Origin of the sequence: Phenylobacterium sp. J426 (genome assembly GCF_024699945.1) — a bacterium.
Classification (GTDB): domain Bacteria; phylum Pseudomonadota; class Alphaproteobacteria; order Caulobacterales; family Caulobacteraceae; genus Phenylobacterium.
The window spans coordinates 2,295,151-2,317,033 of record NZ_JAJOMY010000001.1; the positions used below are offsets into that span (position 1 = coordinate 2,295,151).

The window sequence follows — 21,883 nt, forward strand, 5'->3', positions numbered from 1 at the left end:
ACCTGCGCGGCGACCGTGTTCCTGCGGGCACATCCTCGGGGCGCTCTCAATTGATGGATCGGTCGCCGCAGAACCGACCCTCGCACCGTGCGTTTGCAGCTCCAGGTGACCGACGACGAGGAGGCGAGACGTGCCGCGCAAACGGCCCAGAGGCGTGCTGGCGATGGGATGGGCCTGCATCGAGGCGGCTGCGACGGGTCGCACCGAACATGCGCCGACGTCTTCGGAATACCCTGACACCGTCGTGCGAAGGACGAGCTTCATCGCCGGCGGCGGGCACCGCTGGCGCATTTCGGCGCTGGAGACCCCGCGCCAGGCGCCGCCGCCCTGGAAGATCGTCGTGATCACCGGCGCGCCGTCCTGGGCTGAGTACTGGGCCGAGACGCTGGCCGAGCTGCCCGAGGACCGTGAGATGATCGTGGTCGACCGGCCGGGCTACGCCGGGTCGGAGCCGCTGCATCCCGTCACCGACATCCGTGTGCAGGCCGAGGCCCTCGCCCCGGTGCTGAATGCCGCGCGCGGCCAGAAGGTGCTTTTGGTGGGCCAGAGCTACGGCGCAGCCATCGCCTCGATCATGGCCGATCAGAACCCTGGCAAGGTGGCGGGCCTCGTCCTGCTCTCGGGCTTCTTCGGCGAGGCGGGACCGACGGCGAAGTGGCTGCTCGACATGGGCTCGAAGGCCCTGAAGGTCATTCCGCGCGACCTGCGCAACGCGGTCATCGAGGTGACCGGACAGCGGCCGCAGCTACGCCACGCCAAGCGCGCCCTGGCCCGGGTCAATGTGCCCATTCACATGATCCACGGCGACAAGGACGACTTCGCCCCCCTGGAGACCGCCGAACGGCTGGCGGCTGAAACCGTGACCCGCCGCCCGATCCGGGTGGTGCGCACGGAAGGCGCAAACCACTTCCTGAACGACGGTCCGGCCGAGCAGCTGATCGCCGCTCTGGAGAGCTGCATCCCGCAGCAGACGGCGTGGACCTTCCGCTGGCCCAAGCTGCCGACGCTGTGGCCCGCGCGGCTGCCCCGGCCCGAAGGCGTGGTCGCTCAGGTGCGGGCGGCCGGCGCCAAGGCCGGGCAGGCCGCGGCCGGCGTGGTGGATCCCGGTCGGCCCGCCGCCGCCTAGAGCAGCGCGCCCGTCGCCGTCGCGAAGCCCAGCACCACCAGCCAAGGCGGCAAGCGCGCGACCTGCAGGAAGACGAAGGCGGCCGCCAGCAGCGCCCAGTCCGACGGCCGGCCGATCGTGGTGCTCAGCACAGGGTCCCACAGCGCCGCGGCCAGCAGGCCGACGACCACCGCGCCCACGCCGGCCAGGGCGCCGCGCGCCCACGGCTCGCGCTTCAGCCGGTCCCAGAACGGCAGGACGCCGACCACCAGCAGGAGGCTCGGGAGGAAGATGGCGAACAGCGCGATCAGGCCGCCCACGACGCCCCGGGGCCCGAAGGTCTGGGCCGCGCCCACGAACCCCGCGAAGCTGAACAGGGGCCTGGCAGCGCCTGGACCATGCCGTAACCGGCGAGGAAGAGGTCGGGATCGATCCAGGCGCGGTGGACGACCTCGCGCTCCAGCAGCGGCAGCACCACGTGGCCGCCGCCGAACACGAGGGCGCCGGTCCGATAGAAGACGGCGGCGAGGCCCAGGCCCGGGTTCTGGAGCAGAGTCGCCAGTAGCGGCAGCGCGAGCAGGAGGCCGGCAAAGAGGGTCAGCGCGATCACGGCGCTTCCGGTGTCGACCGGCGGCAGTGCGTCCTCGGGCGCTTCGGTCCCGCCGACGTCGCGCAGCAGGGCGAAGCCGAAGGCTCCGCCGGCGAGGATGGCGCCGACCTGGGCGACAGGTCCCTGGGCGATCACCAGCCCCGCGGCGGCCCTCAGGGCCATGCCGGCGCGTATCGGACCGCGCGCCAGGGCGCGGGCCATCTGCACCAGCGCCTGCAGCACCACCGCCGCGGCGGCGATCTTGAGGCCGTGGATCCAGCCGGAGCCCAACGCCAGCTCCAGCCGGGGCGCCAGGAAGGCGAAGGCGATCATCAGCGTCGCCGCCGGCAGGGTGAAGCCGGCGAAGGCCGCCAGCGCGCCGGCGAGGCCCGCCTGCCGCAGCCCGATCGCCATCCCGACCTGGCTCGACGCAGGACCCGGCAGGAAATGGCAGAGCGCCAGCAGGTCCGCATAGGCGGCGTCCGAGATCCAGCCCCGGCGCTCCACGAACTCGCGCCGGAAATACCCAAGGTGCGCGACCGGGCCGCCGAAGGCGGTGAGGCCCTGCTTCAGGAAGGCCAGGAAGACGTCGAGCGGAGTGACGGCCTTGGGCGGCGGAGCGGCGTCCATTGCGCTCTAGATGGAAGGCGCACGCGCGCCTGTCGACCTGTTTCCCGACGAGAAGCCTCTTCCCACGCCCTGCGGAACGACGATAAGGCTGTTTCAAACGCCAGTATGAAGGGGAGACCGCCATGAAGGCCGCCGTGCTTCGGGAAGTGGGCAAGCCGCTCCAGATCGAGGACGTGCAGATCAGCAAGCCTGGTCCGCACGAGGTGCTGATCCGCACCGCCGCCGCCGGCGTCTGCCACTCGGACCTCCACTTCGTGGAAGGTTCCTATCCGCACCCGCTGCCGGCGGTGCTGGGTCACGAGAGCGCCGGCGTGGTCGAGGCGGTGGGTTCGGAAGTCCGCACCGTGAAGCCGGGCGACCACGTGATCACCTGTCTCTCGGCCTTCTGCGGCCACTGCAACCACTGCATCACCGGCCACATGGCCCGCTGTGTGTCGCCCGACACCAAGCGCGGCAAGGACGAGGAGCCGCGTCTGGCCTCGCAGATGGGGCCGATGATGCAGTACCTGAACCTGTCGTCGTTCGCCGAGCAGATGCTGATCCACGAGCATGCGTGCGTGGCGATCCGCAAGGACATGCCGCTGGACCGCGCCGCCCTGATCGGCTGTTCGGTGATGACCGGCGTCGGGGCGGTCATGCACACCTCGAACGTCCGCCCGGGTGAGACCGTCGCCGTCATCGGCTGCGGCGGCGTAGGCCTGTCGGCGATCAACGGCGCAGCCATCGCCGGCGCCGGCCGCATCATCGCCGTCGATGTCGTGGCGGGTAAGGAGAATTACGCCCGGGCGTTCGGCGCCACCGACTTCGTCAACGCCGCGGAAGTCGATCCGGTGAAGACCATCATCGAGATGACCCAGGGCGGCGTCGACCACAGCTTCGAGGCGCTGGGGATGGTGAAGACCGCCGAGCAGGCGTTCAACATGCTGGGCCGCGGCGGCACGGCCAACATCATCGGCATGATCCCTGTCGGCCAGTCCATCAGCCTGATGGGCGCGGCCTTCCTGGGCGAGAAGCGCATCCAGGGCTCTCTGATGGGCTCGAACCGCTTCCCGGTCGACATGCCGCGGCTCGTCGACATGTACATGGCTGGCAAGTTGAAGCTGGACGACATGATCTCGCGCCGCCTGAAGCTGGAGCAGGTGAACGAGGCCTTCGAGGAGATGAAGACGGGCTCGATCGCCCGCTCGGTCATCGTCTTCGACGCCTAAGGCCTCAGCGCGCCCGTCCGCCGGGTCTGGATGCTGTCCAGGTAGAGGATGATCGATCGGACATCCTCCTCCCGGAACCGAAACTCGGGCATCATCGGATGGCCGGTGAGCAGGCCCTCCGCGAGGGCCTCGGCCAGCATCTCGGGCTGATAGCGGCGATGCAGCTCCCGGAAGGCCGGGGCGGCCGGTTCGGGGCTCGCGCCGCTTGGCCCCGCGGCGTGACAGCCGCCGCAGTGGCGCTGGATCAGCTCCCGGCCGCGCGCGGGGTCGGGTTCGGCCGAGGCGGCGCCGGCGAAGGCAAGGACGACAGCAGCGAGGGCGAGGGGGCGCAGCATCGCGCCAGGAAATCACGTCCTGACATCGTCACCTTGACGTCGATCAAGCCGCCTTCGGTCGCATCACCAGCCAGGGGGTCGGGCAGCCGCGCCATTCCCAGACGGCCAGAAGCTGATCCAGATGGCCCAGAGCCTTCAGCCAGGGCGGCAGGTCGCAAGTCTTGCCGGCGGTGTCGATCCGTTCGATGTCGTGGGTGGCCGTGAAGCGCTGCACCAGCGCCTCGAGCGCCGCGGCGCTGTGGGTTTCGACGATGAGGCGCATCCCGCCCAAGGCCGGGGCCAAGTCGGGCCGAAGCAGCTCGGTCTCCGCGCCTTCGACGTCCATGATGACCAGCGCGCGCCGGCCGGCGAAACGCTCGAAGTCCTCTGGGGCGAACCGCTCGCCGATCGACACGCGGTCAGAGACCCCGTTGCGCTCTGCGAGATCGGCGCATGCGGCCCGAGCCTTGGCCGCGATGTCATAGGCGTAGATCACGGCGTCGGGCAGCATCCGGGCGAGGCCGACCGCGTAGAACCCTTCCGCGCAGCCGACATCGATCACGCAGTCGATCCGCTCCTGCCGAAGCGCTTCCAGATAGGGGTGCAATTCCGACTCATAAGTCCCGAGCAGGCGGGGCATCAGCGCGCCTTCGGCCGCCCGGCCGACGTAGGCCATCCCGGCGAAGGGCCCAGAGAGGACGCGGGCGCCGTGGTGCTTGAGGAAGGTGTTCACCAGCATCTGCTGGCGCCAGAAGCCCAGCAGCCGGAGCAGTTCGTTGACGTGCGGGACGTCGGCGTCCTCAGGCCAGGCCGCCACGTCGTTGCGCACGCATTGAATCGTCGTGGCGGTGAGCTGCCCCATCGACGTTTCCCCGCTGTCGGGGCCATGAAACGCCCCGATCCTTGGGAAATCAATGTCTTAAGCTTGGCCTTGGTTGCTTGCGGCTTCTACGGGGTCGTCAGTCAGCAGAGGCCAGCTGGCGTGAAGGCTCGGCCCCACCGTTCGCCAGCAGGCGCTGGATGCGATCTTTCTGGGCCCGGAAACGTGCGAGCTCTGCGCCGGCCAGGACAGTGCCCTGAGGCACCTTGGCGCCCACCGGATTCACCCGGCGCCCGTTCTGCCAGACTTCATAGTGCAGGTGCGGTCCCGTCGAGAGACCGGTCGAGCCCACGTAGGCGATCACCTGGCCCTGGCGGACCCGCGCGCCGGGGCGAATGCCGTTCGCGTAGCGGGAGACGTGGGCGTAGCCGGTATCCCATCCGCCCGTGTGGCGCAGCTGGACATAGTTGCCGTAGCCGCCCCAGCGGCTGGCGCGGACCACCACGCCGTCGCCGGCCGCCAGGATCGGCGTGCCATGGCCGGCGCCGAAGTCGACGCCCTGGTGCGCCCGGGCGTAGCCCAGCACCGGGTGGCGCCGGAGGCCGAAGTTGGACGTCATCCGCGCGCCGTCGATCGGCGTGCGGAGCAGGAAGCCTTTGATGTTCTTTCCGGTCTCGTCGAAGTACTCGACGCCGCCGCCGGTCCGCTCGAACCGGTAGAACTTCACGCCTTTCAGCTCGGCGTACTCTAGCTCGCCTACGTCGACCGTGCGGCCGCTCGCCGTGACCTTGCGGTCGAAAACCAGCTTGAAGTCGTCGCCCGCCTGCATCTCGCGGAAGTCGATCTTATGCGCGAAGAGCTTCGCCACCTGGCCGACGATCTCGGGGGTCGCGCCCAGCTTGGACGCGCTCTCGTACAGCGAGCCGCGGATTTCGCCGTCGGCGACCGTCACCTCGTTGCGGACCTCTTCCTCGAGTGCGCGGAGACGCAGCGCCCCGTCGAAGCTGCGTGAGAGGGTGAGCGCGCTGGCAGGGCCGGTGCGCATCGACAGGCCGATAAGCCGCGCCGGGCCGCGCTCGGCACGGGGCTTGGCGATGGCGGCGTCGAAGGCCATTCCGGCCTTGATGTGGACGGTGTCCATGGCCTCGGCCAGGGCGGCTACGGCCTGGCGGGCCTCTTCCGGGGCGACGCCGGCGCGCTGGACCGCCTGTTCAAGGGTCTCGCCGCGCAGGACCTTGAGCGGCACGTTTTCGGGGCGGTCCCAGCCAGGTTGGCTGACGGCGGCCTGGGTGAAGGCGGTGTGCTGGAGGGCGGCGACGGCTTCGGGCGCCAGCGGGGGCGCCGAGGGCGCCGTGGTGGTGTCGGTGAATTTCCAGGCGACGAACAGCGCCATCAGCGCGCCGCCGCCGACCATTACGCGCGGCGCAATCCGGAACGAGAACCGTCGCGGGTCGAATTCTGCCATCACGCCCCCGTACTAGCCGATGCACGGTTAAGGCATCGGCTACGCAAAGCCAACTTGTCAGCGTCCCCCGCGGAGCCCCTCAGCGAGGGCTGCTCCCCGGCGCATGAATACCGGAAAAGCGCAGCTGCGCCACCGGCCGAATTGTCACGGACTCCCTTAGAGCAGCGTGAGCACCAGTTCCGCCGGGCGGCAGAGCGCGGCGCCCTTCGGTGTGACCACGATAGGGCGATTCACCAGAACCGGCTCGATGATCATGGCCGCGATAAGCGCCTCGTCCGAAGCTGCGGGATCAGAGAGGCCGAGTTCGTCGGCGCGGGTGCCTTTCACGCGCAGGATGTCGTGGGCTGACGCGCCCATCTTCTGCAGCAGATCCTCCAGGCCTTCCTTAGTCCACCCCTCCTTCAGGTACTCGACGACCTTGGGTTCGACCCCCTTCTCGCGGAGGAGGGCGAGCGTGTTGCGGGACGTGCCGCAGTTCGGGTTGTGGTAGATCGTGACGTCGGTCATCCCGCTCGGATACCCGCTCGGGCTCACCAGGTGAAGCGGCGCGATCCGGTCACGATCGTCGAGTCCGAGGTGTGGAACGGCGCGATGTGCGTGGGGCGCAGCGGCAGCGGCTTCGCGGCCGCGGGCCAGCGTTCCAGCGTCGCCGCATAGCGGAGGTCGAGCGCCGCCCCCGGCGGGGCGCGGAAGGCGACGGCGACGCCGGCCGGTTCGGCCTCCCACCAGATGCGGTTCCACTTGCCGGCCCTCAGCACCAGCGGCTTCGGTCCCAGCCCCTCGAGGGGCAGGTCGACGGAGGGGCGGAGCTGCAGCGAGAGGATCCGGGCGCCCGGCGGCGGGACGGCCCGGAGGCTGAAGCGCCCTTCGCCCTGCGGCGCGAAGGTGATCTCCGGCGGGCTCTCCTGCACCATCGCCGCCGGCGCCGCCCGGTAGGGCTGCGGCGCCATCCAATGCCTGGTTTCAGAGATCGTGCCGCCGTCCGCGGCGAGCACGGTGCGGGTCCATCCGCCGTCCGTGGAGGTTTGGCTGACCCGCCACGCGCGGCCGGCGTCCTGGTCGACGTGGTACTGCACGTAGGACAGCTGGGGATGCCTGGCGCTCCAGGGTTCGTCGAACCGCACCCACAGGGTGACGCCCGCGCCGGCCAGCAGCAGCAGGGGCCCGAGCAGCCGAGCGGGCGGCGCCCCTTCCACCGGCTGCGCGAGCGGCCATAGCACCAAGGCCGCCATCAGGATCGGCAGCGCCTGCAGGGCCATCACGTCCAGGCTGAGATAGGCGGTGTGGGCGTAGCCACCGGCGAACGCGAGGCCCACTGCGGCCAGGAGCGCGAGCAGCGCGAAGGCCGGCGCCCCGCGGCGTACGCCCATGTCGGTCGCGGCGGCGCCGATCGCGCCCAGCAGCAGCGGCCAGGCCGCGACATAGGCGATGGTCGGCGCCAGCGCCTGCAGCGCCATGGCGATCACGCCGCTCAGGATCAGCACGCCCGCCCAGGCCCCTGGCCGCCCGGCGGGTTTCCAGTAGGCGAAAAGCCCGACGAGCCCTGCGGCCATGCCGGCGATCAGAGAGACGCGGTCACTGCGATCCAGGGCGAAGGCGCCGAGGCCAGCGGCCAGAGGCAAGGCGGCGATCAGCCAGCGGCCCCGAGCGGCCGTCGCCGCCGCGAGGATCAGGAATCCCAGTCCCAGCAGCAGCACCGCCGTCTCCCACCGGCCGGCCTGGGCCAGGAGGTAGCTCTGGTCGAAGTAGCCGGCCCCCGCGCCGGTGGCGCGGCGGGCGAAACCCAGGACGGCGACGGCGCCGGTCAGCGCGAAGAGCAGGGCGGCGGCGCCGCGCGCGACGTCCATCCAGCGCAGCTCCCCCGCGTGTCGGGCGCGCCAGGCTCCAAGGCGAGGAGACCTGCGGCGACGGCGAGGACCGCCCAACCCGCGAGCGGCGGGTAGGCGATCAGCCAGCCGCCGGGGACCTGGCTGTAGACGAGGTCCGGTGCCTTGGCGGGTAGGACGGGCGCGGCGACCGCCGTCGCGGTTGCGGCGAGCACCTGGTCGCCCATCTCCTGCAACGAACCCTTCTCCAGATTGGCGGGGGTCGAGGTCGGCGAGTGGTAGTCGAACTGGCGGCCGATGAAGGCGAAGTTCAGGCCCTGCAGTCCGGCGTCCTTCGGCAGGGTGAAGTCGGTGCCGTTCGGCATCTGCTCGTAGATGAAGGTCGACAGCGACGAGGCGCTGGGATTGCGGACGGCGGCGTGGAAGAGCCGCACGCTCTCGCCGTTGCCTCGGCCGGTCTCGAACATCTGCACGCGGCCGCCATTGCCGCGCGCCTCCATGTTCAGGACGAAGCCGATCCGTTTGGCGAGGGGGTCCTGATCGAAGAAGGCGCGGGCGCCGTGCAAGCCCGCTTCCTCGCCGTCGGTGATCACGAGCATCAGGTCTCGACCCGGACCGCCGCGCGCCTCGATGACGCGGGCGATCTCGAGGGCGGCGGCGACGCCTGTGGTGTCGTCGGCGGCGCCCGGCGAGTTGGGGACGCTGTCGTAATGCGCCATCAGTGCGACCGCGGGCAGGCTGCGGTCGCGACCTGGCAGCACGCCGATGACGTTCTCGACGGTCGCCCCCGAGAGGCGCAGCTCGCCGGCCCGCTCACGCGTCGTGAACGTCGAATTCCGGCGGACGTAGGTTTCCAGGCCGAGGGCGCGCATCCGTGCGACGACGTGATCGCGGACCTCACGGTTCGCGGCAGAGCCCACCGGATGCGGCCGGGCGGCGATCGCTTGCACGTCGGCCATGGCGCGGCCGGCTGAGAAGATGGTCGGCGGGGCGTCGGAGGGCTTCGGCTCCGGAAGCTGGGCGCCGCGCCACGCCAGAAAGGCGCCAAGGACCAGCGCGACGACCAGCGCGATCAGCCTGCCCATGAACGTCCCTCCCGACGCGCGCTTTTGTCCGAGGCTAGCCTGCGGCGGCGGAAACGAAAACGCCCGCCGGTGAAGGCGGGCGTTCCGTAACTCTCCTCGAACTCAGACCTTCGCGGCCTCAGGCGGCGATGACGCCTTCCTGCGGGTCGCGGAGCACGTAGCCGCGGCCCCACACGGTCTCGATGTGGTGCTTGCCGTCGGCGGCGGCGGCCAGCTTCTTGCGCAGCTTGCAGATGAAGACGTCGATGATCTTCAGCTCAGGCTCGTCCATGCCGCCGTAGAGGTGGTTCAGGAACATCTCCTTCGTGAGCGTCGTGCCCTTCCGAAGCGAGAGGAGCTCCAGCATCTGGTATTCCTTGCCGGTCAGGTGGACGCGGATGCCGTTCACTTCGACCGTCTTGGCGTCCAGGTTGACCGTGATGTCGCCGGTCTTGATGACCGACTGCGCGTGGCCCTTCGAGCGCCGGACAACGGCGTGAATGCGGGCGACCAGCTCGTCCTTGTGGAACGGCTTGGTCATGTAGTCGTCGGCGCCGCCCGAGAAGGTCTTCACCTTCGTCTCGATCTCGGCGGTGCCCGACAGGATCATGATCGGGGTGTTGATCTTGCCGACGCGCAGCGTGCGCAGAACGTCCATGCCGCTCATGTCGGGCAGGTTCAGGTCGAGCAGGATCAGGTCGTAGTCGTAGATCTTGCCGAGGTCGACGCCTTCCTCACCGAGATCGGTCGTGTAGACATTGAACCCCTCGGACTTCAGCATCAGCTCGATGCTTTGGGCCGTGGCGCTGTCGTCCTCGATCAACAGTACGCGCATTCGCCTCTCCTAACGACTACCCGCAAGACCCCGCGAATTCTTCGAATCCGCCCCGAAACTCGCCCGCAACCTTGCCAGCGAGTTAATTTAAGACTGGTTAATAGGAACTGGCCCGTCTGACCGAATCGTTAATCTGATTTGAGAATCCGACTCAAGCGGGATGTTCCGGGCTACGAGTCGCACCCCCGTTGAATCATTTGTGAGTGGACGCGCCGCCCGAAACAGGGGCCGGGAACGCGCCTTGGCCTTGGCTGTTCTAGGGAGGGAACCCGAGGTTAGGAAATGATGGACGACGCCACTCCAACGACCTTCGCCGATGGCCGCGCGCCGCTCTTGAGCCGCGAGAACCTCAAGCGCGTGACGGCCGCAGCCCCGCTTGTACGCTACGTCCCGAAGCACCCCGCCTTCCTGCTGGGCGCGGTGGCCGTCGGCGTGCTCGGGACCCTGGCCTGGCGCAATCGCCAGACAATCGCCGAACGCGCCCGGCCGATGATCGACGACGCCCGCACGCGCGCGCGACCGATGCTGGAAAGCGCGGCGGCGCGTGGCGAGGCGCTCCGCGAGAAGCTGCCGATGGGGCGTCGGCCGGAGTCCGCCGATCCGGCGGCGTCGATCTGACGGGAACAGCCTCAGCGACCCGGCTGTTGAGGGCCTGAACCCCAACAGCCGGAGAGACGCCATGGGCGCGAAGCTGAAGCCGCTCGACCAGCAGGTCGTCGTCGTCACGGGCGCGAGCTCGGGCATCGGGCTCGCCACCGCGAGGGCCTTCGCCGCGGCGGGGGCGGCCGCCGTGCTGGTCGCCCGCAACGAGGTGGCGCTGCGCGACGCCTGCGCCGAGATCGAGGCCGCGGGCGGCCGCGCGCACTTTGTGGCCGCCGACGTCGGCATCGCCGAAGAGGTCGCGCGCGTGAGAGAGGCGGCCATCGCCCGCTTCGGCGGCTTCGACACCTGGGTCAACGACGCGGGCGTCGGCATCTACGGCGACAGCCTGGAGGTCAGCCTCGAAGATCACGAGCAACTGTTCCGCACCAACTACTTCGGCGTGGTCCACGGATCGCTGGAGGCTGCGCGCCACCTGAAGGACCGGCCGGGCGGCGGCGCGATCATCAACATCGGCTCGATCCTCTCGGACATGCCGTCACCGCTGATGGGCCCCTACGTTGCCTCCAAGCACGCGGTGAAGGGCTTCACCGACACTCTGCGGATCGATCTGCAGCGGCAGGGCGCGCCGATCCAGGTGACGCTGATCAAGCCGGCGAGCATCGGGACGCCGTTCCCGGACGACGCGAAGAACTACCTCGACACCGCCGCGCGCGTGCCGCCGCCGGTCTATGCGCCTGAAGTCGTCGCCAGGGCGATTGTCCACGCCGCGACCCATCGGGTGCGCACCCTGACGGTCGGCGGCGCCGGGCGCGCGCTGGTGGCGACCTACAACGCGGCTCCTGGGCTCGCGGACCGCCTGTTCGGCGCCGCGATGCCGCCGCTCTCCCGGCGCAAGGCGCCCAAGCCCGCGGCCGACGCGCTGCACACGCCCGGGCAGGACGGGCAGGTTCGAACGGACGCCTACGGCAGCCGGCCGTTCTCGATCTACACCGAGGCGCAGAAGCGGCCTGCGGTCATGCTGGGCTTCGCCCTGGTGGGCCTCGCTGCGGCCATGGCCTGGCGCAATCGCGAGGCTCTGCGGGAGCAGGCGGGGCCCTGGATGCGCCAGGGCATGGACCGCATCCCCTGGAGCCGCTGGACCGGCACGCCGGCCGGCCTGCAGACCACCCTGCACTGAGGCCGCGGTAGGCAAATTCTTCACCCCCTCTTAACGGCGAAGCGCCGACGCTTCGGGCGGCTGATTTGGGGGTTGTGTGCAGAGTCTGGTCGCCGCCGTTGAGCGGCTCGATCCGCTGACCGTGTCCGGTCGCGTCGCGGCCGTGAACGGGCTTCTCATCGAGGCCCGCGGCGGACTGACGCGATTGGCCGTCGGGGCGCGGGCCGAGATCGTCCGTTACGGCCACGAGCCCCTCGCGGCGGAGGTCGTCGGCTTCCGGGACACGCGCGCACTGCTGATGCCCTTCGGCGCTGTGGAGGGCGTGGGCGCCGGGGGCCGAGATCCGCATCGAGCCGCACGGCTCGGCCGTGCGGCCGACCAAGGCATGGCTGGGCCGCATCGTCGACGCCTTCGGCCAGCCGATCGACGGCAAGGGACCGCTCCCGGAGGGGCTGGCCGCCTATCCGCTGCGCGCGCCGCCGCCGGCCGCCCACGCCCGCGCCCGGGTGGGCGAGCGCCTGGACCTGGGCGTGCGGGCCATGAACGTCTTCACGACCTGCTGCCGGGGGCAGCGCCTCGGCGTGTTCGCCGGCTCAGGCGTCGGCAAGTCGGTGCTGCTCTCGATGTTGGCCAAGAACGCCGACTGCGACGCCGTCGTCGTGGGCCTGATCGGCGAACGGGGCCGCGAGGTGCGCGAGTTCATCGAGGAGACCCTCGGCGAGGAGGGCCTGAAGCGCGCGATCGTGGTGGTCGCCACCTCGGACGAACCGGCGCTGAAGCGGCGCCAAGCCGCCTACATGACCCTGGCCATCGCCGAGTACCTGCGCGACCAGGATCTGGAGGTGCTCTGCCTGATGGACAGCGTCACCCGCTTCGCCATGGCCCAGCGCGAGATCGGCCTGGCCGCGGGCGAGCCGCCGACCACCAAGGGCTATACGCCCACCGTCTTCACCGAGCTGCCGAAGCTGCTGGAGCGCGCGGGGCCCGGCCCGATCCGCCCGGACGGCACGCGCGCCGGACCGATCACAGGCCTTTTCACCGTGCTCGTGGACGGGGACGACCACAACGAGCCTATCGCCGACGCGGTCCGAGGGATCCTCGACGGCCATATCGTGATGGAGCGGGCGATCGCCGAGCGCGGCCGCTTCCCGGCCATCAACGTCCTGAAGTCGATCAGCCGGACCATGCCGGGCTGTCAGGAACCGCATGAGCGAGAGGTCGTGAAGCAGGCCCGCCAGGCGCTGTCGGCCTACGCCAACATGGAGGAGCTGATCCGCATCGGGGCCTATCGCGCCGGCGCCGATCCGCTCATCGACCGAGCCATCCAGCTCAACCCGTCGCTGGAGGCCTTCCTGAGCCAGGACCCACATGACGCAACGGGGCTGGAGGAGAGCTTCGCGGGCCTGGCCATGATCCTGGGCGCCGGGGCTGAGGCGCACGCAGCATGAGCCGGTGGACCCAGTCGCTGATCAAGCTCGCCTCCTACGAGGTCGAGACGCTGCAGAAGCGGCTTTCGGATGTCGTGGACCGGCGCATGGCCACGCAGCTTCGGCTGACCCGCCTGCTGGCTGAGGCCGATGCCGAGATGGCCAACGCCGCTCAGGACGACGACGCGGCCATGAGCCTGTCGGCCTATCTCGACGGCCTGCGGGTGCGGAAGGCCGCGATCCAGAGCGAGATCGAGACCATCCTCATCGAGGAAACCGGCGCGCGCGATGCGTTGGCCGAGGCGTTCGAGGCGCAGAAGAAATATGAGCAGGTCGCCGAGTCCGCCCGTGTGCTCCAGGTGAAGGAAGCCGGCCGCCGCGAGACGGCCGCCCTGGACGAACTCGGCCTGCGCAAGGCTCGCTAGAGCTTTCCTGGACCGGGCGGCGCCCGATCCAGAGGAAGAGGCTTATCTCGAACCTGGAGCGCGCCAGGCGGCGGAAGCGGGCCCCGCTTCCGCCAGCGCGCGCTAGAAGATCCAGCCGTCCGGCAGCGAGGACAGCTGCACGCCCTGAAGGATCATCCGACCGTCGGCCACGTCGATGGCCACGCCCTGATCGGTCTGGCTGAGCCAGTAGTGGCCCTGGACGTCGACGCGATCGCCTTCCCAGTAATTGAAGTCCAGCACCAGATCGGTGTTCGAGCCTTCGAAGAGGTGGAACGTGTCCGCGCCGGCGCCGCCCGAGATCGTGTCGGAGCCGCGGTCGCCTGAGAGCCAGTCGTTGCCGGCCCCCCGGAGATGCTGTCGTCACCTTGGCCGCCACGCACCACATCGTCGCCCGCGCCGCCGTTCACCGTATCCGCACCGAGGTTGCCGAGCACCACGTCGGCGCCGTCCTCGCCGAAGAGCAGGTCATTGTCCTGGCCCCCGACAACCCAGTCATCGCCGCCGCCGCCGTAGATGGTGTCGTTGCCGGTGTTGCCGTGCAGGTCGTCGAAGCCCCAGCCGCCCTGAAGGCTGTCGTCGCCGGCGCCCCCCGCGCAGCAGGTTCTCCCCCTCCGCCGCCAGAGATCGTGTCGGCGCCGGGGCCGCCATAAAGGTGATCGACGCCGTCGCCGCCGACGAGGACCTGGCCGGCGGCGCTGGTCTGGACGGGCGTTTGAGCGCTGCTGGACACGCCGCTGGAGACGCCGGAGAAGGGCGTGTCGTAACCGCCGAACTTGCCGACGTACTGCGACACAGGGGTGCCGTAGGGGTCGCGGGTGTCGATGGCCCCGCCGCTTTCCAGCCAGGACTTCAGGTTCCAGACGCCCACCAGGTGCGCGCCGGCGAGCAGCCCGGAGGCGCTGACCTGCACGCCGGCCACCCATTGGCCGATATAGCCGGGGAGGCCGAGTGCGGTGGCGTCCTGCCATACCTGCTGGAACCAGGCGTTCTGGGCGGCGTCCTGAGCCGCCGGGTTCGCCAGGAAGCTCGCCTTGTCCCAGACGCCCAGGCTGTGGGCCTTGGCGGTCCAGCCGCCCACGAAGTCCAGCGCGTGGGTGCCGTCACCGTGGTAGAAGCCGATGGCCTGCAGGGCCTCCTCGCTGAACTGGAACCGGCCTAGATAGCCGACGCTGCTGACGAAGCTGTAGTTGTTGCCGGACCTCGTTCTGACCCAGCGCGCGGAGCAGGTCCGCGTAGTTTCCAAGGCTCATGCTGATCGTCCCTGACTTGGAGTCCCGAAGCCGTCGCCGTGCGCGCAGGTCGTCGTCTTCCGGCCCCGGCCAGGGTCGTAAGCTCGCGCGTGCGGTGACAGGCTTGGGTGACGCCCCCGTTGCCGTTCCCGGGCGTACTGGTGCCGTGCGCCGCGAGGCGAGAATGCGGCGCGTTTGAGGTTATCCGCGTTCAGCGTGGCCGTAGCGCCGAGGCGTCAGAGTGGGTCGCCCTAGGGCGGCGGCGGCAAGGCTTATGGGGGGTGCGACGAAACGCGCGCCAGGCGCCCGAGCAGGCTCAGGCGTAGCCAACGTTCACGTCTTGAGGTTCAGGCCCGGCCCTGGCGGCCGCGCTCTTCCTCGACGTCGCGGCGAAGCACAGCCAGGTCTTCGCTGATCTTGAAGATGGCGACGTAGAACTCGCAGAACGAGCGCCACAGCAGCACCGCGGCGCCGACGCCCAGGATGCCGACGCCCAGCACCGCGAGCGCCAGGACGACGCCCAGGATGCTGCCCTCACGGATCGCCACGCCGACGGTCGCGCCCAGCACGCCGAAGGCCATGATCGAGATGACGCCTAGACCGGCCCAGTACACCAGGTGGATCACCTGGTTGGTTATCAGCCGCTCGAAGGAGAGCAGGTCCCAGAGGAACTGGGGGCCCGCGCCTTGGGGACGTTCGAGAGGTCTGCGCATCCGGAACCTGAGAACCTTCTGACTTGGGTCGAACCGCTATCAGCGCCAGCGGCCGGCTGCAACGGCGAGGATTGCGGCGCTAGATCGCGCCCACGGTCCGCAGGCGCGCGCGGGGGTGGATTTCGTTCTGGCTCATCACCGGCGTCTGACCGCGGAAGCGCTCGATGATCGAGCGGACGTAAGGACGGACCGCGGGGCTGGTCAGCAGGACGGGCGACTCGCCGGCCAGCGCGGCCCGCTCGAAGCTCTCGCGGACGCCGCGGATGAAGTCCTGCAGCCGGGATGGCGCGAGCGCGAGCTGCTTCTCCTCGCCGCCTCCGACGAGGGCTTCGGCGAAGGCGTTCTCCCACTCGCCCGACAAGGTGATGATGGGCAGGGCGCCGTCATCGCTGCGGTAGGCGTAGCAGAGCTGCCGGCCGAGGCGGGCGCGGACCTGCTCGACGAGCAAGGTGATCGAGGCGGTGTGCGGCGCGGCTTCGCCAATGCCCTCGAGGATGGCGCCGAGGTCGCGGATCGAGACGCGCTCCCGCAGCAGGGCCTGCAGCACCCGCTGAATGGTGGTGACCGTGACGACCGACGGCACGAGATCCTCGACGAGCTTCTTCTGGTGCTGCGGCAGGTCGGACAGCAGCTTCTGCACCTCCGCGTAGGAGAGCAGGTCCGGCATGTTCTCCTTGAGGATCTCGGTCAGGTGGGTCGTCAGGACCGTGGCGGGATCGACGATGGTGTAGCCCCGGAAGGTGGCCTCCTCGCGCAGGCCGTCGTCGATCCAGGTCGCGGGGAGGCCAAAGGCCGGCTCCTTCACGTGCTCGCCGGGCAGTTCGACCTGACCGCCGCGCGGGTCCATCGCCATCAGCTGGCCAAGGCGCACCTCGCCGCCGCCGGCCTCCATCTCCTTGATACGGATGGAGTAGCCCTGGGACGGCAGGCGCATGTTGTCCAGGATCCGCACGCTAGGCATCACGAAGCCGAAGTCGGCCGCGAGCGTCTTGCGCAGCGCCTTGATCTGATCGGTCAGGCGGCGGCCCTCGAGGTCGTTGATGAGCCCCAGCAGGCCGTAGCCCAGCTCGATCTTGATCTCGTCGATCGCCAGCGTCTGGGCGATCGGCTCCTCCTCATCCGCCGGGAGGTCGGAGACGATCTCCACCGGTGGCGGCTCGGCGGCCTTTTGCGATCGCCGCCATGCGAGCGCGCCGGCGCCGATCGAAACCAGGGCGAACGGGATGATCGGCATGCCAGGGATGAACGCGATGATCCCGGCCGAGGCGGCCACCATGCCCAGGCTGATCGGGTTCATGGCCAACTGGGTGACCAGCGCCTTGTCGGCGGCGCCTTCGACGCCCGCCTTCGACACCAGTAGGCCAGCGGCTATGGAGATGATCAGGGCGGGGATCTGGCTGACCAGGCCGTCGCCGATGGTCATGATGGTGTAGCTGGAGGCCGCCTGCGAGAGCGGCACCTTGTGCTGCATCACGCCGATCAGGATGCCGCCGATCACGTTGATGGCGACGACGATAAGCCCGGCGATGGCGTCGCCGCGGACGAATTTCGAGGCGCCGTCCATGGCCCCGAAGAAGGTGCTTTCCTGCTCGAGCTCCTTGCGGCGCTTCTTTGCGTCTTCCTGGTCGATCAGCCCGGCGGACAGGTCGGCGTCGATGGCCATCTGCTTGCCCGGCATGGCGTCCAGGGTGAAGCGGGCGGACACCTCGGCGATGCGGCCCGAGCCTTTGGTGATGACGACGAAGTTCACCAGCACCAGGATCGCGAAGACGATCACCCCGATCACGAAGTTGCCGCCCATCATCAGGCGGCCGAAGGTCTCGATGACTGCCCCCGCGCCATGGGCGCCCTCGTGACCGTGGCCGAGGATCAGGCGGGTGGACGCGATGTTCAGGCCCAGCCGATAGAGCGTGGTGACCAGCAGCACCGTCGGGAAGGCGCTGAACTCCAGCGGCTTCTTGATCAGCAGCGCCGTCATCAGGATCAGCACCGCGGAGGTGATCGACAGCGCCAGGAGCACGTCCAGCAGGAACGCCGGCACCGGCAGGATCAGCAGGACGACGACGCCCACGATGCCGATCGCCAGGCCCACCTCGCCGCGCGCCACCCAGCCCCACATCTCCTTTGCGGAGGGAGCGTTCGCCAGCCTGCCGGAGACGCCGGTGTCGGCCATCAACTCAGCCTTTCACGGACGATCCGGCCAATTTCGGCGTGGACCTGGTTACGCACGTCCATCGGGACGCTGGTGCCGGTCATATACGACGCCACATAGATTCGCGGACCCTTGGGCGGCCAGAACACCGCGACGTCGTTGGATGAGCCGCGGGCGCCGTTCCCGGTCTTGTCACCTGCGCGCCAGCCGGCCGGCGTGTCCTTGCGTAGCCGTTGCAACCCTGTGGAGGCGCCGATGAGCCAGCCCTCGAGACGTCGGCGGGAAGCCTGGCTCAGCACCTTGCCGTCGAACAGCCGCCCGTAGGTCTGCGCCATGGCGCGCGGCGTTGTGGTGTCGCGCGGATCGCCGGGCAGGGCCTCGTTCAGCTCCAGCTCGTAGCGATCTAGGCGCGTGATCCCGTCGCCGGTCCGGCGAAGCCAGGCGGTCAGCGCCTGCGGGCCGCCGATCGTCTTCAGGAGCAGGTTGGCCCCCCGGGTTGTCGCTGACCTCGACGATGGCCTTGCAAAGCGTTTCGACGCTGAGCTGTCCGTCCTCGACATGGGCGCCGGTGACAGGGGCGTGCTCGACGAGATCAGCGGGACCGTAGGGGATCATGCGGTCCAGGCGTTCCCGGCCCGCATCGACGTGGGCGAGCACGCAGGCGGCGAGCAGCGTCTTGAAGGTCGAGGCCATGGGGAAGCGTTCATCGGCGCGATGCGCCAGAGCCGCCTTGCCGTTGGTGGCGTAGACGCCGAGCCGACCGCCCTCCAGCCGGCGTTCGAGCCCGGCGAACTCGGGCGAGGCGAACAGGGGCGCAGGCGCGGCGCCGCCCAGGACGACAGCCGCGCCGCCGGCGAGCGCGGCCCGCCGGGGCATGAGCGGGGGCCCGCCGCCGCTCACGCGGCGCTCGCGCCCATCTGCGGGGCCGGCACCGAAACGCCGGCTTCGGTGTATTCCTTCAGCTTGTTGCGCAGGGTGCGGATCGAGATGCCCAGGATGTTGGCCGCATGGGTCCGGTTGCCCAGGCAGTGCTCCAGGGTGTCGAGGATCAGCTGCTGCTCCATCTCGGCGACCGTTTGGCCGACGAAGGAGCGTTGGGCGCTCTCGGCCGCGAAGGAGGCGGCCTGGGCGGCCCGCGCGTGCGGATCGGCCGGCGCCAGCGGCTGGCCGTCGGGCAGGCGGATGGCGGTCTCGTCGACCTCGGGACCGCTCGACAGAAGAACGGCGCGGTGGATGGCGTTCTCCAGCTCGCGCACGTTGCCCGGCCAGCGATGGGCGGCGAGCCGGCGCTTGGCCTCCGCCGAAAGCGGCTTCTCGGGCATCCCGTTGGCGGCGGCGTACTTCTTCACGAAGAACTCGGCGAGCGCCACCACGTCGCCCGGACGCTCGCGCAGCGGCGGCAACCGCAGGTTCACGACGTTCAGCCGGTAGAGCAGGTCCTCGCGGAAGACCCCTTCCTTCACCGCCTGGGCAAGGTCGCGGTTCGAGGTGGCGAGGATGCGGATGTCGACCTTCACCGGCTTCGAGCCGCCGACCCGGTCGATCTCGCGTTCCTGCAGCGCCCGCAGCAGCTTGGCCTGCAGCCGCGCGTCCATCTCCGAGATTTCGTCCAGCAGCAGGGTCCCGCCGTTGGCTTCCTCGAACTTGCCGATGCGGCGCGCGAGGGCGCCGGTGAACGCGCCCTTCTCATGTCCGAAGAGTTCGCTCTCGAGCAGGTTCTCGGGGATGGCTGCGCAGTTCACCGAGATGAACGGCTTGGCGGCGCGCCGCGACTTCTGATGCACGTATCGGGCGATGACCTCCTTGCCCGAGCCGCTTTCCCCGGTGATCAGGATCGAGGCGTCGGAGCCCGCGACCTGATCGGCCAGGCCGATGACCTGCTGCATCGCCGGGTCCCGGACCACCATTGGGCGGTTGTCGTCGGAAACCGCCGACAGCACCGCCGCGATCAGCTCCGCCTCGGGCGGCAGCGGGATGAATTCCTTGGCCCCCGCGCGGATCGCATCGGCGGCGCGCTTCGGGTCCGCGGCGACGCCGCAGGCCACCACCGGCACCCGGATGCGCTCGGCCTCGTTGGCCTCGATCAGGCCGGCGATGTCGAGCTCGTAGTCGACCATCAGGAGGTCGGCGCCCTGGCCGGCGCGCAGGGCATGGGTGGCGGCCAGGATCGTCTCCACATGGCTCACCTTGGCGCCTGCGCTCATCGCCATCTTCACGGCGGTGGAGAGCTGTCCGCTCAGTTTTCCGACGACCAGAAGCCGCATCGGGATACTCCTTCAGGACGCCGGGCCTCAGGCCTGGGCGTCGCCGTCCTTGATGATTTCCGTCATGGTCACGCCCAGGCGCTCGTCGACGATCACGACTTCGCCGCGCGCCACCAGGCGGTTGTTCACATAGATGTCGATGGCTTCGCCCACCTTGCGGTCGAGCTCGAGGACGCTGCCTTGGCCGAGCTGCAGCAGCTGGGCGACCGAGAGGGTCGAACGCCCCAGCACCGCCGAGATGCTGACCGGGACATCGAAGACCGGGGCGAGATCGCCGGCGCTCTTGTCCTCGTCGAAGCCGCCCGTGTCGGGCAGCCCGCCTTCCTCGGGACCGAACTCGTCGAGCTTCAGATCGTCTTCGGACATGGCTTAGCTCTCGCTGCCGGGAATGAGGGGCTCGGCGTGCAGACCCTCGGAGGCCAGTGCGGCCTCGAGGGCTTCCGTCACCCGAAGCGCGGCCTGGGCCGGGTCGAAGGTCGCGGCGCCGTCGCCGAAGTCGAGGGTGAAGGCGTGTCGGCCGAAGCCTGGCTCGGCCTTGACGACGATCGCGCCTTCGAAGCCCACCGCACGGGCGGTGTCGTCGAGCACGCCCTGCACGGCTTCGCAGAGCTGGGGCTCGGCGGTCACGACCAGCCGGGGCTGGGCCTCGATTTCGCGGGCGAGGGCGGCCAGCGCGGCCTGCACAGGCGCTTCGGGGAAACGCTCCAGGGCCGCATCGGCGATCCCGCGCGCGCAGGCCAGCGCCAGCACGGCCGAGCCGGTGCGGTGCTCGTGCGCCACTTCCGCCAGCTTCGGCAGCGCCTGGGCGCAGGCGGCCGCGATCACGGACAAGGCCTGGGCCTGTTGGGCTGCGATGCTCGCCATCGCCTGGGCCTGGCCCTCGGCGTAGGCCTGCTGGCGCAACTGCTCGGCCTCGTCGGCAGTGAAGGTCCGCTTCGGGCGCGGCGCCTGGAAGGCCACGCCGCCGCCGGCGTCGAACTCGGTGTCGAAGGTGAACTTCTCGAGGCTGGTCATCAGTACACCAGCTCGTCGTCGCCGCCGGCGCCGGCCAGCATGATCTCGCCCTTGTTCGCCAGGTCCTTGGCGACCTGCACGATGGCCATCTGGGCCTGGTCGACGTCACGCAGGCGGACGGGACCCATCGTCTCCATGTCCTCGCGCATGATCTTGGCGGCGCGTTCCGACATGTTCGAGAAGAACATCTCCCGCAGCGCGTCCGAGGCGCCCTTGAGCGCGAGGGCCAGCTGGTCCTTCTCCACTGAGCGCAGCAGGGTCTGGACGCCCCCGGGATCGAGCTTCGAGAGGTCCTCAAACACGAACATCAGGGCGCGGATTCGCTCGGCCGCCTCGCGGTTGCGCTCCTCGAGGGCGGTGATGAAGCGGGCCTCGGTCTGACGGTCGAAGGCGTTGAAGATGTCCGCCATCATCTCGTGGCTGTCGCGCTTGGAGGTGCGCGCCAGATTCGACATGAACTCGGTCCGCAGCGTCTGCTCGATCTTGTCGAGGATCTCGCGCTGGACGGGCTCCATGCGCAGCATCCGCATGACGCACTCGAGCGCGAAGTCCTCGGGCAGGGCGGCCAGCACCCTCGCGGCGTGCTCGGACTTGATCTTGGAAAGGACGACCGCGACGGTCTGCGGGTACTCGTTCTTCAGATAGTTGGCGAGCACGGCCTCGTTCACGTTGCCGAGCTTGTCCCACATGGTCCGGCCGGCGGGCCCACGGATCTCCTCCATGAGCTGGTCGACCTTGTCCTGCGGCATGATCGAAGCCAGCAGCCGCTGGGTCTGCTCGAAGGAGCCCATGATCGCCCCAGTCGACGACATGCCCGAGACGAACTCGACCAGCAGGTCCTCGACGACGCCCGAGTGAACCGTGCCCAGGCTGGCCATGGCCTGGGAGATCTCCTTGATCTCGTCCTCGTCCAGTTGCTGCCAGACGTGGGCGTGCTCCTCGCCGAGCGCCAACAGCACCACCGCGGCCTTCTCCGGCCCGGTCAGCTTCGAGGGATCGGCGACGCCCTTGCCTTTCATCCGG

21 protein-coding genes and 5 pseudogenes are annotated in these 21,883 nt (G+C 69.7%); 6 read left to right on the plus strand and 20 right to left on the minus strand.

Annotation, left to right across the window (positions count from 1 at the left end; genetic code table 11):
- The first annotated feature begins 130 nt into the window (after nucleotides 1–130).
- Nucleotides 131–1,126, plus strand: coding sequence for an alpha/beta fold hydrolase (locus LRS10_RS12055; RefSeq protein ID WP_257837470.1), 996 nt, complete (start codon nucleotides 131–133; stop codon nucleotides 1,124–1,126).
- Here the strand turns inward: LRS10_RS12055 and LRS10_RS12060 are convergent.
- Both LRS10_RS12060 and chrA read right to left on the minus strand, forming a co-directional pair.
- Entirely contained in the window at nucleotides 1,123–1,425 is a 303-nt protein-coding gene (locus LRS10_RS12060) for a chromate transporter (RefSeq protein WP_257837471.1), read from the minus strand. The genes LRS10_RS12055 and LRS10_RS12060 overlap by 4 nt on opposite strands.
- A complete protein-coding gene (gene chrA / locus LRS10_RS12065) occupies nucleotides 1,413–2,324 on the minus strand; it encodes a chromate efflux transporter (protein ID WP_257837472.1) in 912 nt (303 codons plus the stop codon). Before chrA ends, LRS10_RS12060 begins: the two co-directional genes overlap by 13 nt.
- A 122-nt stretch (nucleotides 2,325–2,446) precedes the next feature.
- Between chrA and LRS10_RS12070 the strand changes: the two genes are divergently transcribed.
- Nucleotides 2,447–3,532 (plus strand): Zn-dependent alcohol dehydrogenase, encoded by a 1,086-nt coding sequence (locus LRS10_RS12070; RefSeq protein WP_257837473.1) that lies wholly within the window; start codon nucleotides 2,447–2,449, stop codon nucleotides 3,530–3,532.
- Here LRS10_RS12070 and LRS10_RS12075 read toward each other — a convergent pair.
- From LRS10_RS12075 to ctrA, 7 genes are all read right to left on the minus strand, one after another.
- Nucleotides 3,529–3,867, minus strand: coding sequence for a cytochrome c (locus LRS10_RS12075; RefSeq protein WP_257837474.1), 339 nt, complete (start codon nucleotides 3,865–3,867; stop codon nucleotides 3,529–3,531). The genes LRS10_RS12070 and LRS10_RS12075 overlap by 4 nt on opposite strands.
- Nucleotides 3,868–3,910: 43 nt before the next feature.
- On the minus strand, nucleotides 3,911–4,708 hold the full coding sequence (locus tag LRS10_RS12080) for a hypothetical protein (protein ID WP_257837475.1): 798 nt from the start codon (nucleotides 4,706–4,708) through the stop codon (nucleotides 3,911–3,913).
- A 97-nt stretch (nucleotides 4,709–4,805) separates the two neighbouring features.
- Entirely contained in the window at nucleotides 4,806–6,131 is a 1,326-nt protein-coding gene (locus tag LRS10_RS12085; RefSeq protein ID WP_257837476.1) for a peptidoglycan DD-metalloendopeptidase family protein, read from the minus strand.
- Nucleotides 6,132–6,287: 156 nt separating this feature from the next.
- On the minus strand, nucleotides 6,288–6,638 hold the full coding sequence (gene arsC / locus LRS10_RS12090) for an arsenate reductase (glutaredoxin) (protein WP_257837477.1): 351 nt from the start codon (nucleotides 6,636–6,638) through the stop codon (nucleotides 6,288–6,290).
- A gap of 23 nt (nucleotides 6,639–6,661) precedes the next feature.
- A complete protein-coding gene (locus tag LRS10_RS12095; RefSeq protein WP_257837478.1) occupies nucleotides 6,662–7,978 on the minus strand; it encodes a hypothetical protein in 1,317 nt (438 codons plus the stop codon).
- Nucleotides 7,936–9,042 carry a M20/M25/M40 family metallo-hydrolase gene (locus LRS10_RS12100; RefSeq protein ID WP_257837479.1) on the minus strand — a complete coding sequence of 369 codons (1,107 nt, stop codon included), beginning with the start codon at nucleotides 9,040–9,042 and terminating at the stop codon, nucleotides 7,936–7,938. The genes LRS10_RS12095 and LRS10_RS12100 overlap by 43 nt, the downstream gene beginning before the upstream one ends.
- Nucleotides 9,043–9,160: 118 nt before the next feature.
- Nucleotides 9,161–9,856, minus strand: coding sequence for a response regulator transcription factor CtrA (gene ctrA / locus LRS10_RS12105; RefSeq protein WP_257837480.1), 696 nt, complete (start codon nucleotides 9,854–9,856; stop codon nucleotides 9,161–9,163).
- 285 nt (nucleotides 9,857–10,141) lie between these two features.
- Here ctrA and LRS10_RS12110 point away from each other — a divergent pair, with 285 nt between their 5' ends.
- The 4 genes and pseudogenes from LRS10_RS12110 to LRS10_RS12125 all read left to right on the plus strand — a co-directional run bounded on the left by LRS10_RS12110 (nucleotide 10,142) and on the right by LRS10_RS12125 (nucleotide 13,467).
- Entirely contained in the window at nucleotides 10,142–10,474 is a 333-nt protein-coding gene (locus LRS10_RS12110) for a hypothetical protein (protein ID WP_257837481.1), read from the plus strand.
- 61 nt (nucleotides 10,475–10,535) lie between these two features.
- The gene (locus LRS10_RS12115) at nucleotides 10,536–11,636 is read left to right on the plus strand and encodes an SDR family oxidoreductase (protein ID WP_257837482.1); all 1,101 of its coding nucleotides are present in this window, start codon (nucleotides 10,536–10,538) and stop codon (nucleotides 11,634–11,636) included.
- 76 nt (nucleotides 11,637–11,712) lie between these two features.
- Nucleotides 11,713–13,063, plus strand: a pseudogene (gene fliI, locus LRS10_RS12120) (flagellar protein export ATPase FliI).
- The gene (locus tag LRS10_RS12125; protein ID WP_257837483.1) at nucleotides 13,060–13,467 is read left to right on the plus strand and encodes a flagellar export protein FliJ; all 408 of its coding nucleotides are present in this window, start codon (nucleotides 13,060–13,062) and stop codon (nucleotides 13,465–13,467) included. Before fliI ends, LRS10_RS12125 begins: the two are co-directional and overlap by 4 nt.
- Before the next feature lie 102 nt (nucleotides 13,468–13,569).
- Here LRS10_RS12125 and LRS10_RS12130 read toward each other — a convergent pair whose 3' ends face one another.
- The 11 genes and pseudogenes from LRS10_RS12130 to fliG form a co-directional block, all read right to left on the minus strand.
- A complete protein-coding gene (locus tag LRS10_RS12130; RefSeq protein WP_257837484.1) occupies nucleotides 13,570–13,728 on the minus strand; it encodes a hypothetical protein in 159 nt (52 codons plus the stop codon).
- A gap of 39 nt (nucleotides 13,729–13,767) precedes the next feature.
- Nucleotides 13,768–13,821, minus strand: a pseudogene (locus tag LRS10_RS25135) (hypothetical protein); the annotation flags it as partial.
- A 47-nt stretch (nucleotides 13,822–13,868) separates the two neighbouring features.
- Nucleotides 13,869–14,042, minus strand: a pseudogene (locus LRS10_RS25140) (calcium-binding protein); the annotation flags it as partial.
- Nucleotides 14,043–14,104: 62 nt separating this feature from the next.
- Nucleotides 14,105–14,566 (minus strand): annotated as a pseudogene (locus LRS10_RS12135) (hypothetical protein); the annotation flags it as partial.
- Nucleotides 14,567–15,064: 498 nt separating this feature from the next.
- Nucleotides 15,065–15,430: a DUF4282 domain-containing protein gene (locus tag LRS10_RS12140; RefSeq protein ID WP_257837485.1), complete on the minus strand. Its 366-nt coding sequence runs from the start codon at nucleotides 15,428–15,430 to the stop codon at nucleotides 15,065–15,067.
- A 79-nt stretch (nucleotides 15,431–15,509) separates the two neighbouring features.
- Nucleotides 15,510–17,603 (minus strand): flagellar biosynthesis protein FlhA, encoded by a 2,094-nt coding sequence (gene flhA / locus LRS10_RS12145; RefSeq protein WP_257837486.1) that lies wholly within the window; start codon nucleotides 17,601–17,603, stop codon nucleotides 15,510–15,512.
- Nucleotides 17,603–18,458: pseudogene (gene bla, locus LRS10_RS25145) on the minus strand (class A beta-lactamase). The gene flhA and the pseudogene bla overlap by 1 nt, the downstream one beginning before the upstream one ends.
- A gap of 20 nt (nucleotides 18,459–18,478) precedes the next feature.
- Nucleotides 18,479–19,846, minus strand: a complete 1,368-nt coding sequence (locus LRS10_RS12155) for a sigma-54 dependent transcriptional regulator (RefSeq protein ID WP_257837488.1) — start codon at nucleotides 19,844–19,846, stop codon at nucleotides 18,479–18,481.
- A gap of 27 nt (nucleotides 19,847–19,873) precedes the next feature.
- On the minus strand, nucleotides 19,874–20,212 hold the full coding sequence (gene fliN / locus LRS10_RS12160; protein WP_257837489.1) for a flagellar motor switch protein FliN: 339 nt from the start codon (nucleotides 20,210–20,212) through the stop codon (nucleotides 19,874–19,876).
- A gap of 3 nt (nucleotides 20,213–20,215) precedes the next feature.
- Nucleotides 20,216–20,860: a flagellar assembly protein FliH gene (locus LRS10_RS12165; protein ID WP_257837490.1), complete on the minus strand. Its 645-nt coding sequence runs from the start codon at nucleotides 20,858–20,860 to the stop codon at nucleotides 20,216–20,218.
- Nucleotides 20,860–21,879: a flagellar motor switch protein FliG gene (fliG, locus tag LRS10_RS12170; protein WP_257839149.1), complete on the minus strand. Its 1,020-nt coding sequence runs from the start codon at nucleotides 21,877–21,879 to the stop codon at nucleotides 20,860–20,862. The genes LRS10_RS12165 and fliG overlap by 1 nt, the downstream gene beginning before the upstream one ends.
- Nucleotides 21,880–21,883 lie beyond the last annotated feature (4 nt).

Excerpts from the sequence above, each read along its gene's own strand:
- chrA (WP_257837472.1), bottom strand. The coding sequence starts at position 2,324 with ATGGACGCCGCTCCGCCGCCCAAGGCCGTCACTCCGCTCGACGTCTTC.
- LRS10_RS12070 (WP_257837473.1), top strand. The coding sequence starts at position 2,447 with ATGAAGGCCGCCGTGCTTCGGGAAGTGGGCAAGCCGCTCCAGATCGAG.
- LRS10_RS12075 (WP_257837474.1), bottom strand. The coding sequence starts at position 3,867 with ATGCTGCGCCCCCTCGCCCTCGCTGCTGTCGTCCTTGCCTTCGCCGGC.
- LRS10_RS12080 (WP_257837475.1), bottom strand. The coding sequence starts at position 4,708 with ATGGGGCAGCTCACCGCCACGACGATTCAATGCGTGCGCAACGACGTG.
- LRS10_RS12085 (WP_257837476.1), bottom strand. The coding sequence starts at position 6,131 with ATGGCAGAATTCGACCCGCGACGGTTCTCGTTCCGGATTGCGCCGCGC.
- arsC (WP_257837477.1), bottom strand. The coding sequence starts at position 6,638 with ATGACCGACGTCACGATCTACCACAACCCGAACTGCGGCACGTCCCGC.
- LRS10_RS12095 (WP_257837478.1), bottom strand. The coding sequence starts at position 7,978 with ATGGACGTCGCGCGCGGCGCCGCCGCCCTGCTCTTCGCGCTGACCGGC.
- LRS10_RS12100 (WP_257837479.1), bottom strand. The coding sequence starts at position 9,042 with ATGGGCAGGCTGATCGCGCTGGTCGTCGCGCTGGTCCTTGGCGCCTTT.
- ctrA (WP_257837480.1), bottom strand. The coding sequence starts at position 9,856 with ATGCGCGTACTGTTGATCGAGGACGACAGCGCCACGGCCCAAAGCATC.
- LRS10_RS12110 (WP_257837481.1), top strand. The coding sequence starts at position 10,142 with ATGGACGACGCCACTCCAACGACCTTCGCCGATGGCCGCGCGCCGCTC.
- LRS10_RS12115 (WP_257837482.1), top strand. The coding sequence starts at position 10,536 with ATGGGCGCGAAGCTGAAGCCGCTCGACCAGCAGGTCGTCGTCGTCACG.
- LRS10_RS12125 (WP_257837483.1), top strand. The coding sequence starts at position 13,060 with ATGAGCCGGTGGACCCAGTCGCTGATCAAGCTCGCCTCCTACGAGGTC.
- LRS10_RS12140 (WP_257837485.1), bottom strand. The coding sequence starts at position 15,430 with ATGCGCAGACCTCTCGAACGTCCCCAAGGCGCGGGCCCCCAGTTCCTC.
- flhA (WP_257837486.1), bottom strand. The coding sequence starts at position 17,603 with ATGGCCGACACCGGCGTCTCCGGCAGGCTGGCGAACGCTCCCTCCGCA.
- LRS10_RS12155 (WP_257837488.1), bottom strand. The coding sequence starts at position 19,846 with ATGCGGCTTCTGGTCGTCGGAAAACTGAGCGGACAGCTCTCCACCGCC.
- fliN (WP_257837489.1), bottom strand. The coding sequence starts at position 20,212 with ATGTCCGAAGACGATCTGAAGCTCGACGAGTTCGGTCCCGAGGAAGGC.
- LRS10_RS12165 (WP_257837490.1), bottom strand. The coding sequence starts at position 20,860 with ATGACCAGCCTCGAGAAGTTCACCTTCGACACCGAGTTCGACGCCGGC.
- fliG (WP_257839149.1), bottom strand. The coding sequence starts at position 21,879 with ATGAAAGGCAAGGGCGTCGCCGATCCCTCGAAGCTGACCGGGCCGGAG.